The following is a 14976-nucleotide window of genomic DNA, read 5'->3' as shown; positions in this document are numbered from 1 at the left end:
AGGAGACATGTATTATGAGAACAAGAAAAATTTGGGCTTCAGTTGGTATTGTATCAACAGCTGCATTAGCTTTAGCAGCTTGTGGAAAGAACAACACTACTAGTAATGAAGGGGCTAAAACTGCCAGCAAGTTTCCAGTTCAAACCCCAGTTAAGACTGCTAAAAAGGGTGGAACAATTAAAGTTGCAGAAGTAACTAATACACCATTTACTGGAGTCTTCAATGAAGAATTGCAAATGGATCAACCAAGCGCAGATGTTTCAAGTCCAGGTCAGGAATCATTGTTTGACACCGATAACCACTATAAAATAAACGATAAAGGTCCTGCTACTCTCAAACTTGATCGCAAAGCAAATACTGCTACTATTACTGTTAAAAAAGGTGTTAAATGGTCAGACGGTAAACAAGTTACTGCAAAAGATGTTGAGTTTGCATATGAAATTATTGCTAATAAAGCAACAAATTCCCAAAGATATGCAAGCCAGTTCAATATTATTAATGGTATGAAAGAGTATCATGAAGGTAAAGCAAAAACCATTTCGGGAATTGAAATGCCTGATGGTCCAGATGGACGAGTCGTAGTTTTACATTGCAAAGAACTTAAACCTGGTATGTATTATAGTGGTAATGGCTACATTTGGGAATCAGCTGCTCCCTACCACTATTTAAAAGATATTCCTTTTGCAAAATTAGAATCATCTGATAAATTGAGAAAAAAGCCGTTGTTCTTTGGTCCTTATAAACTCGAAAAAATTGTTCGTGGTCAATCAGTTACTTGGGTACCAAATAAGTATTATTGGCGCGGTCAACCTAAATTAGACAAAATAGTTTACCAGGTGGTTTCACCAAATTCCGCTTCGCAAGCAATTAAGAATCATAAATTTGATATCACCAGAGTTACTAATAGTCAATGGAAAGAAGTTAAGGATACTAAAGATGTGACATTTGTCGCTAAGATTCCTTTATATTATAGTTATTTGGCATTTAAAGTTGGTAAGTGGGACAATAAAAAATCAAAGAATGTAATGAATCCTCATGCCAAAATGAATAATAAATCATTACGTCAAGCTATGGCTTATGCAATGAATACTGATGCTGTGTACAAGCATTATACAGACGGCTTAAGTTTCCAGATTCCGACTTTGATTCCAGCACAATTTGGTGACTATTTTAATAAAAACATTAAAGGGTATACTTACAACCTTAAGAAAGCAAATCAAATTCTAGATAAAGCTGGTTATAAGAAGAAAGGAAAATGGCGTGTACAACCTAATGGTAAACCGTTAACTATTCACTTCATGGCAATGTCTGGTACTTCTATTCAACAACCAATAATGCAAAATTATATTGAACAATGGAATAAGATTGGCCTGAATGTTAAATTAGTTGGTGGAAGACTGACTGAATTTAATTCATTTTATGATAAAGTGCAACACGATTCACCGGATGTTGATATGTTCATGGCAGCTTGGGGTCTTTCAACAGAGCCTTCCCAGGAACAAATGTACGGTGAAGGTACAATGTCCAATTATTCCCGTTTTGTAACACCTGAAAACACGAAGTTAATCAAGGAAATGGACTCTCAAAAGGCATTTAACCATGAATACCGTGTCAACAAATTCCACGAATGGCAAAAATATATGTTTGATCAAGCTTTTGTTGTTCCTGTATTTAACGCATACCAAATTGATGCAGTCAACAGTAAGCTTACTGGCTATTCACAAAATGCATCACAGCAAAACAACGGACACCCACTTTGGTATAAAGTTGCTTACACTAAATAAAAGATATTTACCAAAGTAGATTAGAAAACTGGCTTTTTGGTCAAATTCTGTTAACAAAGATTAAATGAGGAGAATCAAGCAGCAAATAAACTGCTTGGTTCTTTTTCTTTTACCTTGTTTTCTGCCAATCTAATCCTGGATAGCAGATTGGAAAAATTGGCGTAGCCAAAAGCTGTACACTCAATTTGTTTGACTTTGCGATTAAAGCCTTCTAAGCAACTGCTGGAATAATTCGATGTTATCCTGTTAGTTACTGCTCTTAGATTATGCTTAAAAGTGAGCAGTGTTTGGAACATTTGCCAGCAAATATCTTCTTTAGCATGAATGACTTTTTTGACTGCAGATCTTTGGTAGCTAAAGCTTCATAAAACATCTGAAGCATGTTGTAGACATTGGTGATCTACGCACGCATGCTATGCGATGCTCTTCTTTTTAATACAACAGAAAACTAATTAACAGCTTACACATGGATAAGTCAGGATAAATTATAGAGCTAATCAACTTTCTTAAACTTGATTTTTATTTTTGCTAAAAAATAATGGTATTTTGTATAAAATTTTAATTAATAATTAATAAAACCTTTGTTTTTCTAATCTTTTTTGTTATTATTTTATTTAGGTTTTAAATCGTGTTTGTACTTTTGTAAGGAGAGAAGAAAGATGAAAGAAAAAAATTTTTTATGCTCCATCGGTATTATAGCCACATGCGCCATGGCTCTGGTTGGTTGTAATAAAGGAAATAAAAGCAATAATGAGGACAGTTCGAAGGAAGCAAGTAAATTTCCAAATGCTTTGCCAAAAAAGGAAACAAAGCAAGGAGGAACTGTTAGAGTTGCCGTTGAAACAGATACGCCTTTTACAGGAATATTTACTGATGAATTAAGCGTAACTGCGACTGATGCAGATGTTGCTTCGCCAGGTGAAGAATCTTTGTTTTATACAGATGATAACTACAAAATAAATGATAAAGGCCCGGCAACAATGAGGCTGGATCAAAAAAACAAAACTATTACTATTACAATCAAAAAAGGTGTTAAATGGTCAGACGGCAAACAAGTAGTTGCTAAGGATATGGCATATCCATATGAAATATTGGCTAATAAAAATACTAAAGCTCAAAGATATTCTACTAAAATGGAAGTTCTGAAAGGAATGAAAGAATATCATGAGGGCAAAGCTAAAAAAATTTCAGGAATTGAATTACCGGACGGTGATAATGGTCGCAAAATGATATTGCATTTTTCCTATATGACACCAGGAATGGCCTTCAGTGGTAATGACTATTATTGGGAATCAGCTTCACCATATCACTATTTAAAGGATGTACCTTTTAGTAAGCTCGAATCCTCAGATAAAGTTAGAAAAAGACCAATGTATTTTGGACCTTATAAGTTAGATAAACTAGTTCGTGGACAGTCAGCTACATGGGTACCAAACAAATACTATTGGCAAGGCAAACCAAAACTGGATAAAATTATTTACCAAGTTGTTTCTCCTAATTCAACTTCTCAGGCAATTAAATCACATAAGTTTGATATTGCTCAAGTTATTAATGCTCAGTGGAAACAAGTAAAAGATACTAAAGATGTGAGATTTATTGCAGAAATTCCTTTATATTACTCATACCTAGGATTTAAGGTCGGCAAGTTTGACGCTAAAAAAGGTAAAAATGTTATGAATCCTCATAGTAAAATGAATAATAAAGCCTTAAGGCAAGCTATTGGGTATGCGATGAATGTAGAGGATGTCAATAAGCGGTATAATAATAATCTGAGTTTCAGGATTCCAACATTAATACCAAAGCAATATGGTGATGTATATAATAAAAATGTTAAAGGATTTTCTTATAACTTAAAAAAGGCTAATGAACTATTAGATAAGGCTGGTTATAAGAAAAAAGGCAAATGGCGCGTTCAGCCCAATGGTAAACCTCTAAAAATTAACTTTTTAGCCATGTCGGGTGATGCTACACAAGGACCAATTATACAAAATTACTTGCAGCAGTGGCATAAAATTGGGTTAAATGTAGGTCTTTTAAATGGTCGATTGACAGAACGTAACTCATTTTATGATAAAGTTCAAAACGATAATCCTCAAGTAGACATGTTTCTTGGAGCTTGGGGTCTTTCTACGGAACCATCACCTAATGGATTATATAGTGAAGGTGGCCCAGCAAACTATACCAGATTTGTTACTCCAGAAAATAACAAATTGATTAAAGAAATTGACTCTGCTAAAGCATTTAACCATAAATATCGTGTTGAAAAATTTCATGAATGGCAACAGTATATGTTTGACCAGGCTTATGTCATACCTGTTTTTAATGCATATAAAATTAAAGCGGTTAATAATAAATTAACTGGTTTATCACTAAAACCTTCTGAAACAAATAACGGTCACCCAATATGGTACAAAGTCGGTTATATTAAATAAAGTTATTTGATAATGTAAATTAGAAAACTATTGTCATTTGAGGACAATAGTTTTCTTTTTTAACGCTAAAAACTGGTATAATTTAGATTGTTAAGGAGTTGAAAAAATGGTCAGTACCAAATTCATTAAACGATTAGATACAAAATACAAAATTAGATTTAACAATCCTAAACTATTAGAAGAGGCTTTTACTCATTCTTCTTATGCTAATGAACACCCTGAAGATGGTGTTCGGGATTATGAAAAACTGGAATTCTTGGGGGATGCAGTTTTGGAATTAGCAATTTCTGATTATCTCTACCGTAATTTTAGAAATCTAAATGAAGGCGAATTAACTAGAATGCGATCAAATATCGTTGATACTGAAGGATTTGCAGAATTTGCTCAAAAATTTGGTTTCCCGGCTGAGATTAATCTAGGTCATGGTGAGGAAAAAGCAGGTGCACGTTCTCGCAAAACTCTTTTAGAAGATGTTTTTGAGGCTTTTAACGGTGCGCTTTTTCTTGATCAAGGCATGGAAGCAGTCGAGCATTTTTTAAGTTTAACAGTATATCCATTAATTGATGCTGGCAAATTCGATGCTTCAAGAGATTACAAAACAGACTTACAAGAATTGTTGCAACAAGATGGGCCTGTTAAGATTGAGTATGAAGTTTTAAAAGAAGAACAAATGCCTTCCAGTTTTACTGTCCAGCTAGTTGTTAATGGGAAAGTATTGTCTAAGGGACAAGGTCACAATAAAAAAGCCGCTGAACAAGAAGCTGCAAAAACAGCTCTAGGTAAGCTCAATTAGGGAGATGAGTGTGTGCCACTAACAGAACTGATAATTGACGGCTTTAAATCCTTTGCCGAAAAAACAAAAATTAAATTTGACACCGGTATTACTGGCATAGTTGGTCCCAATGGTAGTGGTAAAAGTAATATTACTGAAGCGATCAGATGGGTCATGGGCGAATCAAGTGCTAAATCATTGCGTGGTTCAAACATGAAAGATGTCATTTTTGCCGGAAGTGAATTCCGTCAGCCGACAAATCATGCAGAAGTTTCTCTGATTTTTAACAATAAAAAACACGAACTAAATTTTAAGGAAGATCAAGTTGTTATAACTCGACGGATTTTAAGGTCAGGAGATAATGAGTATTTAATCAACAAAAAGAGTGTCAGACAACGTGATGTGCGTGCTCTGTTTTTGGATTCTGGAATTTCACAGGACAGTTTAGCAATTATTTCCCAAGGTCGGGTAGATCAAATACTAAATTCACGCCCGGAAGAAAGACGTTCATTATTTGAAGAAGCAGCTGGTGTACTTCATTTTAAGAGACAAAAAGAAAAAGCAAAAGTTCAGTTGGAACAGACAACTGACAATTTAGTGCGCATCAACGATCTTGTCAAAGAGTTAGAGCAGAGAATTGAACCGCTTCACGAACAAAGTTCTTTAGCTAAAGAATATCAGTTTCAGAAAAAAGGCCTGGATCGTGAACTAAAAACTTTATTAGCATTTGAAATTCAGGATTTAGATAGCCAAAAGGACGAAGAACAGGAGAAAGCTGACGAGAATCAGGCTCTTTTATCGAAGCTGGATCGAGAAGTAAAAGATTCTCAAGCAGCTGTGGCAAACAAAAGAAAAGAATATCAAACTTTAAATAATCAAAGAGATAACATTCAAAATGATTTACTTTCTTTAACCAAAAAGCTTTCTGAAATTAATACCAATTTGCAAGTTGCGGAACAGTCTAAACAATATAGTGCAGCGACAAAAAAAGAATACCAAACTGAGTTGATTGAATTAAAAAAACAATTATCAGCTAGTGAAAATGATAAGATTAATCTGCTTGAAAAGGAGAGTAATTTAAAAAATGAGCAACAGAAGCTAAATAATAAAAGAACTGAACTCTGTGCGCAGTTAAAAGAAGATCCTGAACAGCTAAACCAAGATTTGGAGCAGCTTAGGGCAGATTATATTCAATTTTTACAAGATCAAACTTCTAACAATAATAAAATAGTTTATTTAAACTCGGAGTTGAAAAAACTTTCGGATAATAGCCAACTTCAAACAGAAAATGTTGTAGAAGAACTAAAAAAAGAAACAACTGAGCTTAAACGGCTTAAGGCTGAAGGAAAAACACTTAAAGAAAACTGTCAGGTTGAAAAGCAGAAGATTGCCGATCTTACTAGGGAGCAAAAAACAAGCCAAAAAATTTTGACGTCGCTTCAAGAATCGTTAACGACCAAAAAACAACGTTTTAGTCAATTAAATGCGCGTTATGAAGCTTTGGAAAATATACGCAAACGTCATGAAGGCTATTTTTACGGAGTCAAAAACGTTTTAAATAATATATCCGCTTATCCTGGAGTAGTTGGAGCAGTGGGAGAATTAGTTACCTTTCCTGTTAAATATGAAGCTGCAATGGCTACAGCATTAGGAAATGGGGTTCAAGATTTAGTTACTAAATCAAAACTGGATGCTCGGGATGCTATTAATAAATTAAAAGAAAACCATGCGGGTCGTGCTACTTTTCTTCCTCTTGACGGTTTAAGAGAATATACAATACCAACTTCAACTATCAATACAATTTCTTCTTTTTCCGGATTTCAAGGTATTGCTAGCGAAATAGTTAAAAGTTTACCTAATCAAGATATTGCGCCTGCAATTAATTATCTCCTTGGAAATACTATCATAGTTGACACAATAAGCAATGCTATGAAGATACGACAGAGAATTTCTCGTTATCGTATCGTGACTCTTGACGGAGATGTTATTTCACCTGGTGGTTCAATGACAGGAGGAGTGCGTAATCAAAAAAGCAATTCCCCACTTCAAACAACTGCTGAGCTGAGTCAATTAAGACAAAATATTAATGATTTGCAAGCAAAAATTAAGAATGAGCAGTCTCAGTTAGCTGATGCTGTGAGCAAGAACGAAATTTTAACTCAGCAGTTGAATGAAATGACCTCGAAGTTTCAAAATCTTAAACAAGAATTAGCTGAAGCGGTTCTTTCGTATCAAAACCAGGAAAAAGAAGTGAGCAGGTTAAAAGCTGCGAATAGTTTGTTTGAACAACAAGAGCAAGAACGCAACCAGGAAATTGCTGAAACTAAGAACAAGATTAAGTCTGCTGAAAAAAAGAAGGAAGAACTGCAGGAGAAAATTCTTCGGCAAAAACAAGATATTAGTGAATTGCAATTACGTATTAAGAACTTTTCGGAGTTGAATCAAGAGGTTCAGGAAAAGTTAAGCGAACTTGATCCGCAAATAGCGGTTTATGCTAATAAGTTGGAAAACGTTTTAAAGCAAAAATCCGATAAAAAGAATGAATTAAAGCAGCATCAAAATCAAATTAATATTTTGTCCCAAAAGTTGAAAGAACTTGATGAAAATGATGTGCTTGGTGTCGAAAAGAAGAAGAATTTTGAACACGAAAATAAAGAGGGCATTGCAAAAAAGAAAAATTTGCAGGAACAACTTAATACTTTAAGTTCTAAATTAGGACAGTATGATGCTAAAATTAATCAGCTTGATCAGGTAGCGAGTCGTAATTATGAACTTCGTAAAGATGCTGCTGCTGAACAAAAAGATTTTTCTGTGAAAATAGCACAGTTGAATAGCCAAATAGATCAACGTTTAGATACTTTGAATACGGAATATTCACTAACATATGAGGCCGCATTGAATCAAGCCGAAACAGAAAATAACGAGACCAATAGGACAAAACTTCAAAAGGATGTGAAATTGCATCGCATGTCTATTACGGACATTGGTCCAGTTAATCTAAAGTCAATTGAAGAATATGAAAATGTCAAAAAACGTTACGACTTTCTTAATGCACAACAAAATGATTTGTTAAAGGGCCGAGATAATTTAGAAAAATCGATGTCAGAACTTGATCAAGAAGTATGTACTCGCTTTAGTAAAACTTTTACAGAGGTAGCCCATAGTTTTACTGAATTGTTTCCGGTGGTTTTCGGAGGTGGCAGTGCCAAATTAGTTTTGACTAATCCTGAAGATTTATTGAACACAGGGGTTGAGATTATTGCTCAACCGCCAGGTAAAAAGTTGCAAAAACTAAGCTTATTATCAGGTGGAGAAAGGGCGTTGACAGCAATTACATTGCTTTTTGCTATGCTCAAAGTTAAGCCGGTACCATTTTGTGTACTGGATGAAGTAGAGGCAGCACTTGATGATGCAAATGTCACACGCTTTGCACATTTCTTAGAAGAATATGATATGCATACGCAATTTATTGTAATAACACATAGAAGAGGAACAATGGAAAAAGCAGACCAACTTTATGGTGTTGTCATGCAAGAATCAGGCGTATCACAGGTATTGTCCGTATCATTAAAAGAATTAAAAAATGAGGTGAAATAACAGTGGGTTTATTTGATAAGATAAAAAAATCTTTATTTGGTGAAGATAATAGTAAAGCTGCTGATGACTTGCAGAATCAGTCAGAAAAAGAGCAGCAAGAATCTTCTGAGAAGATAGAAAACAAGGAAGAGATAATCTCTGAAGAAAAACAAACTTCAGAAAAGAATGAATCAGAAAACGAAAATTCGACAGCTTTTCAGGAAGAAGAATCTTTAGAGCAAGAAACTGAGGATGAGACTGATAACGGAAAGCAAAATGAAACTGAATTATATGAAAAAGGTTTAGAGAAAACTAATCAGGGCTTTGGGGCTCGATTAAATCGCTTTTTTGCCCAGTTCAGGACTGTTGACGAAGATTTCTTTGATGACTTGGAAGAGCTGCTAATTGAATCTGATGTCGGTTACGAGACTGCCGAAGAATTGACTGACGAACTGCGAGATGAAGCAAAATTGCAGAAAGCCAAGTCGCGAGATGATTTGAAAAAAGTTATTGTTGAAAAATTAGTTAATCTTTATGACCAAAGTGGTAATTCCGAAAATGAAAAATTAAAGTCTCATAACGATGGTAAGCCGAATATTTATCTTTTTGTAGGTGTAAATGGCGCGGGCAAAACCACAACAATTGGTAAATTGGCTAAAAGATTTAAAGATGAAGGGAAGTCAGTTCTTTTAGCAGCAGCAGATACTTTCAGAGCTGGTGCAGTTGAACAATTATCAGAATGGGGCGAAAGAGTCGGTGTTCCAGTAGTAACTGGAAAGGAACAAGCTGATCCTGCTTCAGTTGTTTATGATGCGACTGATAAAGCTCTTAAAGAAAATTATGATTATTTATTAGTGGATACTGCTGGTCGTTTACAAAATAAAAAGAATTTAATGAATGAGCTGGAAAAAATTGAACGGACAATTAAAAAGCAAGCGCCAGAAGAACCAACAGAAACTCTATTAGTTTTAGATGGCTCAACTGGTCAAAATGCACTCCTTCAAGCTAAGGATTTTGATAAGACTACCAAATTAACTGGATTGGTATTGACAAAATTGGACGGCTCTTCAAAGGGCGGAGTCGTTTTAGCAATTAGAAATGAGATGAAATTGCCGGTGAAATTAGTTGGTTTGGGTGAAAAAGCTACCGATTTGGCTGATTTTGATGCCGCAAACTATGCAGTCGGATTATTTCATGATTTAATTTAAGAATAGATTTTTTAAAGGGAGTTATTTTTATTTAATGAAAGAATACAGTGCATGTACAACAATTTTAGTAGGTAAAAAGGCTTCAGTTGACGGTTCAACCATGATTGCTCGTAATGACGATACTTTTCGTCCAATTACACCGCAAAAATTTATTATCAGACCCGCTGCAAAAAATGAATCAGGTCGCAAAATTAAGTCATGGTTGAATAAGTTTAAATTAGACTTGCCTGAAAATGCTCAGGCCGTTCCTGCTGTACCAAATGTTGATTACAAAAACCGTGGTTATTACGATGAGAGTGGTATTAATCAAGGAAATGTGGCAATGTCTTGTACTGAATCAACTTATGGTAATGAGAGAGCACTCGCATATGATCCACTGGTAAAAGATGGTCTTGATGAAGATTGCATGCAGTCAGTTGTTTTACCTTATATTCATTCTGCTAGAAATGGAGTTGAATATTTAGGCAAACTGATAGCTAAATATGGTTCACCAGCAGGTAACTCAGTTCTTTTTGGTGACAAAAATGAGATCTGGTATATGGAAATTGTCACAGGTCATCACTGGGTAGCACAACGTATTCCAGATGATGCTTATGCAATTGCTGCAAATAGGGTTTCTATTGAACAAGTAGATTTTGCTGACACAAAAAACTTTATGTGGAGCGAGGGAATTCAGGAATTTGTTGCCGATCATCACTTAAATGTTGATCATCAAGGTTGGAATTTTCGTCATATTTTTGGTACTTATAGTCAGCAAGATAGGTTTTATAATACTAACCGCGTGTGGTACGGTCAAAAATATTTTAATCCTGAAATTGAACAAGATCCAACAGATGGGGACTTGCCATTTATTCGTCGAGCAGCTAAGAAAATTACCAGAGAAGACATTGAATTTGTGCTTGGTAGCCATTACCAAAACACTCCGTATGATCCTTTTGGTAAAGGCACGGAAGAAGAGAAGCATCGTTTCCGTCCAATTGGTTTAAATAGAACGCAAAATTCCCACATTTTACAGATTAGAAATGATGTTGACTCTGACAAAGCAGCAATAATGTGGCTTTGTATTGGTGGGCCAGCTTTCACGCCTTTTGTACCATTCTTTGCTAATATGAATGATACTGATCCTTCTTACAATAACACATCAATGGAATATAATCTTAATGATGCTTGGTGGTACTACAAATCCTTGGCAGCACTTGTAGAAACGCATTACCCACAGTTTGTTCAACTCGATACTGATTATCTAAATGAACTTAATCAATACTATCGTCGTCGTGTGCATAAGATTATCGAAATAGCTGGTGATAAATCAGGGACTGAATTAACTTCATATCTAACCAAGGCCAATCAAGAGACTGTTGCCTATACTAGAAAGCGTTCTGAAAAGCTTTGGGCTCAGATGATGATTGATTCAATCAATATGTCAAAATTAACGTTCAATATGGATGAAAATCTTTAAATCTAATTGTATTAAAAAAGTCTGGAAAATTTCCAGACTTTTTTATTTTTGAGATGTGCTATTTACGCATTTTCTTATTCATAGCAGAATGACGAATGCCATAAATTAAATAAATAAAGACACCAATTAGTGACCATATTAGCATGTACTTTTTTGCTTGTATATCTAATCCCCAGAAAACAACAAAAGAACCGAGAAACGCTAAAAATGGCAGCACAGGATACCAAGGCATTTTAAAAGCTGGATCTACAATATCTTTTCCTTCGCGTGGCCTTAAGCGATAGATTCCCAGAGAAACAAACATAAAGGCAATCAGAGTTCCAGCTGAAACCAATTGTGACAGGAATGAGAAAGGAATAAATGCAGAAATAATAATTGCAATAACTGCAACTGTCCATAATGAGTTTGCTGGTCGATGTTCTTTATTCAATTTACCAAGTACTTTAGGAATCATACCATCGCGACCAAATGAATATACCAAACGAGAACTGGCCATACAAAGACCAATCAAAGCGGTAAACATTCCTAAAATAGCAACAGACTGAACGATAGTGGCAATATGTCCGAAACCTGTTTTTCTTAAAGCGTATCCAACTGGCTCAGCTGAATTTAAATATTGGTGATAAGGTACCATTCCAACTAAAACTAAACTGACGGCTACGAATAAAATAACTGCTATTAGCAACGAACCGATAATTCCCCGTGGCATAGTCTTTTGCGGGTTAATAGCTTCTGCAGAATTTGATGCAATGGTATCAAAGCCCAAGAATGAAATATAGATCATGGAAACTCCGGCGTAAATGCCTTGCCAACCTCCAAAAGGTCCATGAGCTGTTGCACGGTATGATGGTATAAATGGAATAAAATTAGCTTTTTTAATAACTGTCAAGCCAACGCCAACAAAAAGCAAAATTGCTAAAACTTTGACTACCACTAAAACATTTTCGACTCGGGAAGCTTTAGACACTCCAAAACTGACCAAAAATGCTGCCAGCAAAATAGCTAGTAATGCAACTAAATCAAACATTCCTCCATTTATGCCTAAAGGATTGGCTAAGGCAGCAGGTAATTTCCAGCCTAATGGTGCTATCAATGCACGAAGATTAGCAGACAAACCAGAGCTAATAAATGCCATTCCGATTAGGTATTCTGCTAAAAGAGCCCAACCAGAAAACCAGCCCCAAAATTCTCCAAATATAACATTGATCCAAGAATAAACTGATCCTGCAAAGGGCATTGCGGCTGCCATTTCTGCATAGGCAAAGGCAACAAGACCAGCCACTATAGATGCAATAACACATGACAGGGCTACAGCGGGTCCTGTGTGCAGTGCTGCAACTTCTCCTGGTAATGTAAAGATCGAGGTTGAAACGATGGTTCCTACACCCAGAGCCAAAAAGTCACGAACTTTTAGTGTTCTGACTAAGTGACCATCTTTTTCCTGATAAATATCTGGATCTTCTTTTCGATTCATTAATTTCCATAAATTCACACTGAATTGCTCCTTAGCTTTGTTTAGCATTCTGTTTGAAAGAAATCTACCATTTAAAAAGTTCACACGGGTAACAACTTGAGTGCGAACTTACATTTTATATAGTAAAATTTGTTTTAAACAATATGTGTAGTGTAACGCTTTTAAATATTTTTTCAAAACAGTTTGATTACTCAAAATAAAAAGACGATACAAAATTAATATTTATTCGTGTACTGTCTAATCAGATAACTTTCAAGAATGGTTATTCTATATCTATGTTAGTAAAATCCCTAAAAGTTGATTAAATTTATGATACAGATTCTTATTGAGAAAAGCAATAAAGCATTAGTATACCTTTAATTAAATTTTGGTTTTCAAGATCGTCAATTCCTGACATTTTTGCTATACTTGTTCAAGGTGAGTGTAATGGATGAACTCGAAAAAAATGAAATATTGGGTGATTTATATGCCTATTATGGTGGTCTTTTAACTAAGAGTCAGCAGAGTTATTTTGAAGATTATTATTATAACGACCTGTCCTTAGGAGAAATAGCTATCAATCATCATGTTTCACGTCAGGCAGTTTACGACAATTTACGTCGCTGTCGCAAATTGTTAAAAAATTACGAAGACAATTTACATATGCAGAGAGATTACAATATGATCGAAGACAAACTAGCAAAAGTTGTAGTCGCACTCAAAAAAAGCAAGTCAAGCCAGGCTTTACAAATAACTACTGATCTAATAAATCAACTGAGGGGAGAGTAATTCGATGGCATTTGAAAATTTAAGCGAAAGAATTCAAAAGGCCTTAAAGAATTTAACAGGTAAAGGGAAAATTTCAGAAGATGACATCAATAGTGCCAGTCGCGAAATTAGACTGGCATTACTGGAAGCTGATGTTAACTTTAAAGTTGTTAAAGATTTTATCAAGAAAATAAAGCAAGAAGCTCTCGGAAAAGAAGTTCAGGAAAGTCTTAATCCAGGCCAACAAGTCATCAAGATAGTTAATGATGAATTAACCAAGATGATGGGTGAAAGCGCGGTTTCCCTCAATAAATCTAAACATATTCCTACAATAATAATGATGGTAGGTTTACAAGGTACAGGTAAAACTACCACAGTTGGTAAGCTGGCAAACAGATTAATACAAAAAGAAAAAGCAAGACCATTGCTAATTGCTGGTGATATTTATCGTCCAGCTGCTGTTGATCAATTGCAGCAAATTGGTGACCAGCTAAAAGTTCCTGTTTATAGTGAAAAAGATCAAAAAGACGTAGCTCAAATAGTGCAAGACGGCTTACACCAAGCTGATAAAAATAAAAATGATTATGTCATTATTGATACCGCTGGACGTTTGGAAATTGATGAACCATTAATGGAGGAACTTGAACGTGTCAAAGAAGTTGCCCAACCAGATAATATTTTGCTGGTAGTAGATGCCATGACTGGTCAAGCTGCAACAGATGTAGCTAAAGGTTTTGATGAACGTTTAGACATCACTGGAGTTATTTTAACCAAACTAGATGGTGATACTCGTGGTGGTGCTGCATTATCCATTAGGGCAGTAACCGGCAAGCCAATTATTTATACCGGTCAAGGTGAAAAATTGACCGACCTGGAACAATTCTATCCTGATCGTATGGCTTCTAGAATTCTAGGCATGGGTGACATGCTGACTTTGATTGAAAAAGCTCAGCAGGATTATGATGCCAAAAAAGCTGAAGAAGTTGCTGAAAAAATGAAAGAAAATACTTTCGATTTCAACGACTTTGTTGATCAGATTGAGCAAGTTGAGAAAATGGGTCCACTTGACCAGCTGATGAAGATGATTCCGGGAATGGCAAATAATCCCCAGCTTAAGAATGTTAACTTTGATAAAAAACAAATTGTTTATGTGAAAGCAATTATTTCATCAATGACAGAGGAAGAGCGAGAAAATCCGGAATTGCTTAATCCTAGTCGCAGAAGAAGAATAGCTGCTGGATCTGGTCGACCTGTAGTTGAAGTCAACAGAATGATTAAGCAATTTAAACAGGCGCGCGATATGATGAGCAAAATTACCAAGGGTAATTTTAAGGGAATGGATAATTTGCCAGGAATGAATTCTCCAATGGGCCGGATGGCTATGAAACATATGGGTAAGAAATTTAAGAAAAATAAGAAAAAACGGATGAAGGTCAAGAGATATCATTCATAAAAAATCACCTGTTAAGTAAAAACACTTTACACCCTTTTAAAAAAGTGCTATATTATTTAACGTAACTTTTA

9 protein-coding genes and 1 pseudogene are annotated in these 14976 nt (G+C 35.2%); 8 read left to right on the top strand and 2 right to left on the bottom strand.

Annotated features, from left to right (window positions below; all coding sequences use genetic code 11):
- Positions 1-14: 14 nt before the first annotated feature.
- On the top strand, positions 15-1784 hold the full coding sequence (locus F5ESL0261_RS06055) for an oligopeptide ABC transporter substrate-binding protein (RefSeq protein WP_045928244.1): 1770 nt from the start codon (positions 15-17) through the stop codon (positions 1782-1784).
- Between the two features lie 74 nt (positions 1785-1858).
- Here F5ESL0261_RS06055 and F5ESL0261_RS06050 read toward each other — a convergent pair.
- Positions 1859-2119: pseudogene (locus tag F5ESL0261_RS06050) on the bottom strand (transposase); the annotation flags it as partial.
- 324 nt (positions 2120-2443) lie between these two features.
- On the opposite strand from F5ESL0261_RS06050, the gene F5ESL0261_RS06045 reads away from it, so the two are divergent.
- The 5 genes from F5ESL0261_RS06045 to F5ESL0261_RS06025 all read left to right on the top strand — a co-directional run bounded on the left by F5ESL0261_RS06045 (position 2444) and on the right by F5ESL0261_RS06025 (position 11231).
- On the top strand, positions 2444-4216 hold the full coding sequence (locus F5ESL0261_RS06045) for an oligopeptide ABC transporter substrate-binding protein (RefSeq protein WP_045928243.1): 1773 nt from the start codon (positions 2444-2446) through the stop codon (positions 4214-4216).
- A 106-nt stretch (positions 4217-4322) separates the two neighbouring features.
- Complete coding sequence (rnc, locus tag F5ESL0261_RS06040) at positions 4323-5009, top strand: ribonuclease III (protein WP_045928242.1); 687 nt, start codon at positions 4323-4325, stop codon at positions 5007-5009.
- A gap of 12 nt (positions 5010-5021) precedes the next feature.
- Entirely contained in the window at positions 5022-8585 is a 3564-nt protein-coding gene (gene smc / locus F5ESL0261_RS06035) for a chromosome segregation protein SMC (protein WP_122052573.1), read from the top strand.
- Positions 8586-8587: 2 nt separating this feature from the next.
- Entirely contained in the window at positions 8588-9772 is a 1185-nt protein-coding gene (ftsY, locus tag F5ESL0261_RS06030) for a signal recognition particle-docking protein FtsY (protein ID WP_122052572.1), read from the top strand.
- Positions 9773-9806: 34 nt separating this feature from the next.
- The gene (locus F5ESL0261_RS06025; RefSeq protein WP_122052571.1) at positions 9807-11231 is read left to right on the top strand and encodes a C69 family dipeptidase; all 1425 of its coding nucleotides are present in this window, start codon (positions 9807-9809) and stop codon (positions 11229-11231) included.
- Between the two features lie 58 nt (positions 11232-11289).
- Here the strand turns inward: F5ESL0261_RS06025 and F5ESL0261_RS06020 are convergent, their stop codons facing one another.
- Positions 11290-12723, bottom strand: a complete 1434-nt coding sequence (locus tag F5ESL0261_RS06020) for an APC family permease (RefSeq protein WP_199699944.1) — start codon at positions 12721-12723, stop codon at positions 11290-11292.
- Between the two features lie 408 nt (positions 12724-13131).
- Between F5ESL0261_RS06020 and ylxM the strand changes: the two genes are divergently transcribed.
- Together ylxM and ffh are read left to right on the top strand one after the other, a co-directional pair.
- Positions 13132-13473: a YlxM family DNA-binding protein gene (ylxM, locus tag F5ESL0261_RS06015; protein ID WP_034981574.1), complete on the top strand. Its 342-nt coding sequence runs from the start codon at positions 13132-13134 to the stop codon at positions 13471-13473.
- 4 nt (positions 13474-13477) lie between these two features.
- The gene (gene ffh, locus F5ESL0261_RS06010) at positions 13478-14905 is read left to right on the top strand and encodes a signal recognition particle protein (protein WP_122052570.1); all 1428 of its coding nucleotides are present in this window, start codon (positions 13478-13480) and stop codon (positions 14903-14905) included.
- The last annotated feature ends 71 nt before the right edge of the window (positions 14906-14976 follow it).

The sequence above is a fragment of the Lactobacillus sp. ESL0261 genome, from assembly GCF_003693025.1.
Classification (GTDB): domain Bacteria; phylum Bacillota; class Bacilli; order Lactobacillales; family Lactobacillaceae; genus Lactobacillus; species Lactobacillus kullabergensis.
Note: the sequence above shows the minus strand (reverse complement) of the source record. Positions and strands in the feature narration are given on the sequence as shown.

What these genes read in the sequence shown, in the direction of transcription:
- F5ESL0261_RS06055 (WP_045928244.1), top strand. Translation starts at nt 15, where the DNA reads ATGAGAACAAGAAAAATTTGGGCTTCAGTTGGTATTGTATCAACAGCT.
- F5ESL0261_RS06045 (WP_045928243.1), top strand. Translation starts at nt 2,444, where the DNA reads ATGAAAGAAAAAAATTTTTTATGCTCCATCGGTATTATAGCCACATGC.
- rnc (WP_045928242.1), top strand. Translation starts at nt 4,323, where the DNA reads ATGGTCAGTACCAAATTCATTAAACGATTAGATACAAAATACAAAATT.
- F5ESL0261_RS06025 (WP_122052571.1), top strand. Translation starts at nt 9,807, where the DNA reads ATGAAAGAATACAGTGCATGTACAACAATTTTAGTAGGTAAAAAGGCT.
- ylxM (WP_034981574.1), top strand. Translation starts at nt 13,132, where the DNA reads ATGGATGAACTCGAAAAAAATGAAATATTGGGTGATTTATATGCCTAT.
- ffh (WP_122052570.1), top strand. Translation starts at nt 13,478, where the DNA reads ATGGCATTTGAAAATTTAAGCGAAAGAATTCAAAAGGCCTTAAAGAAT.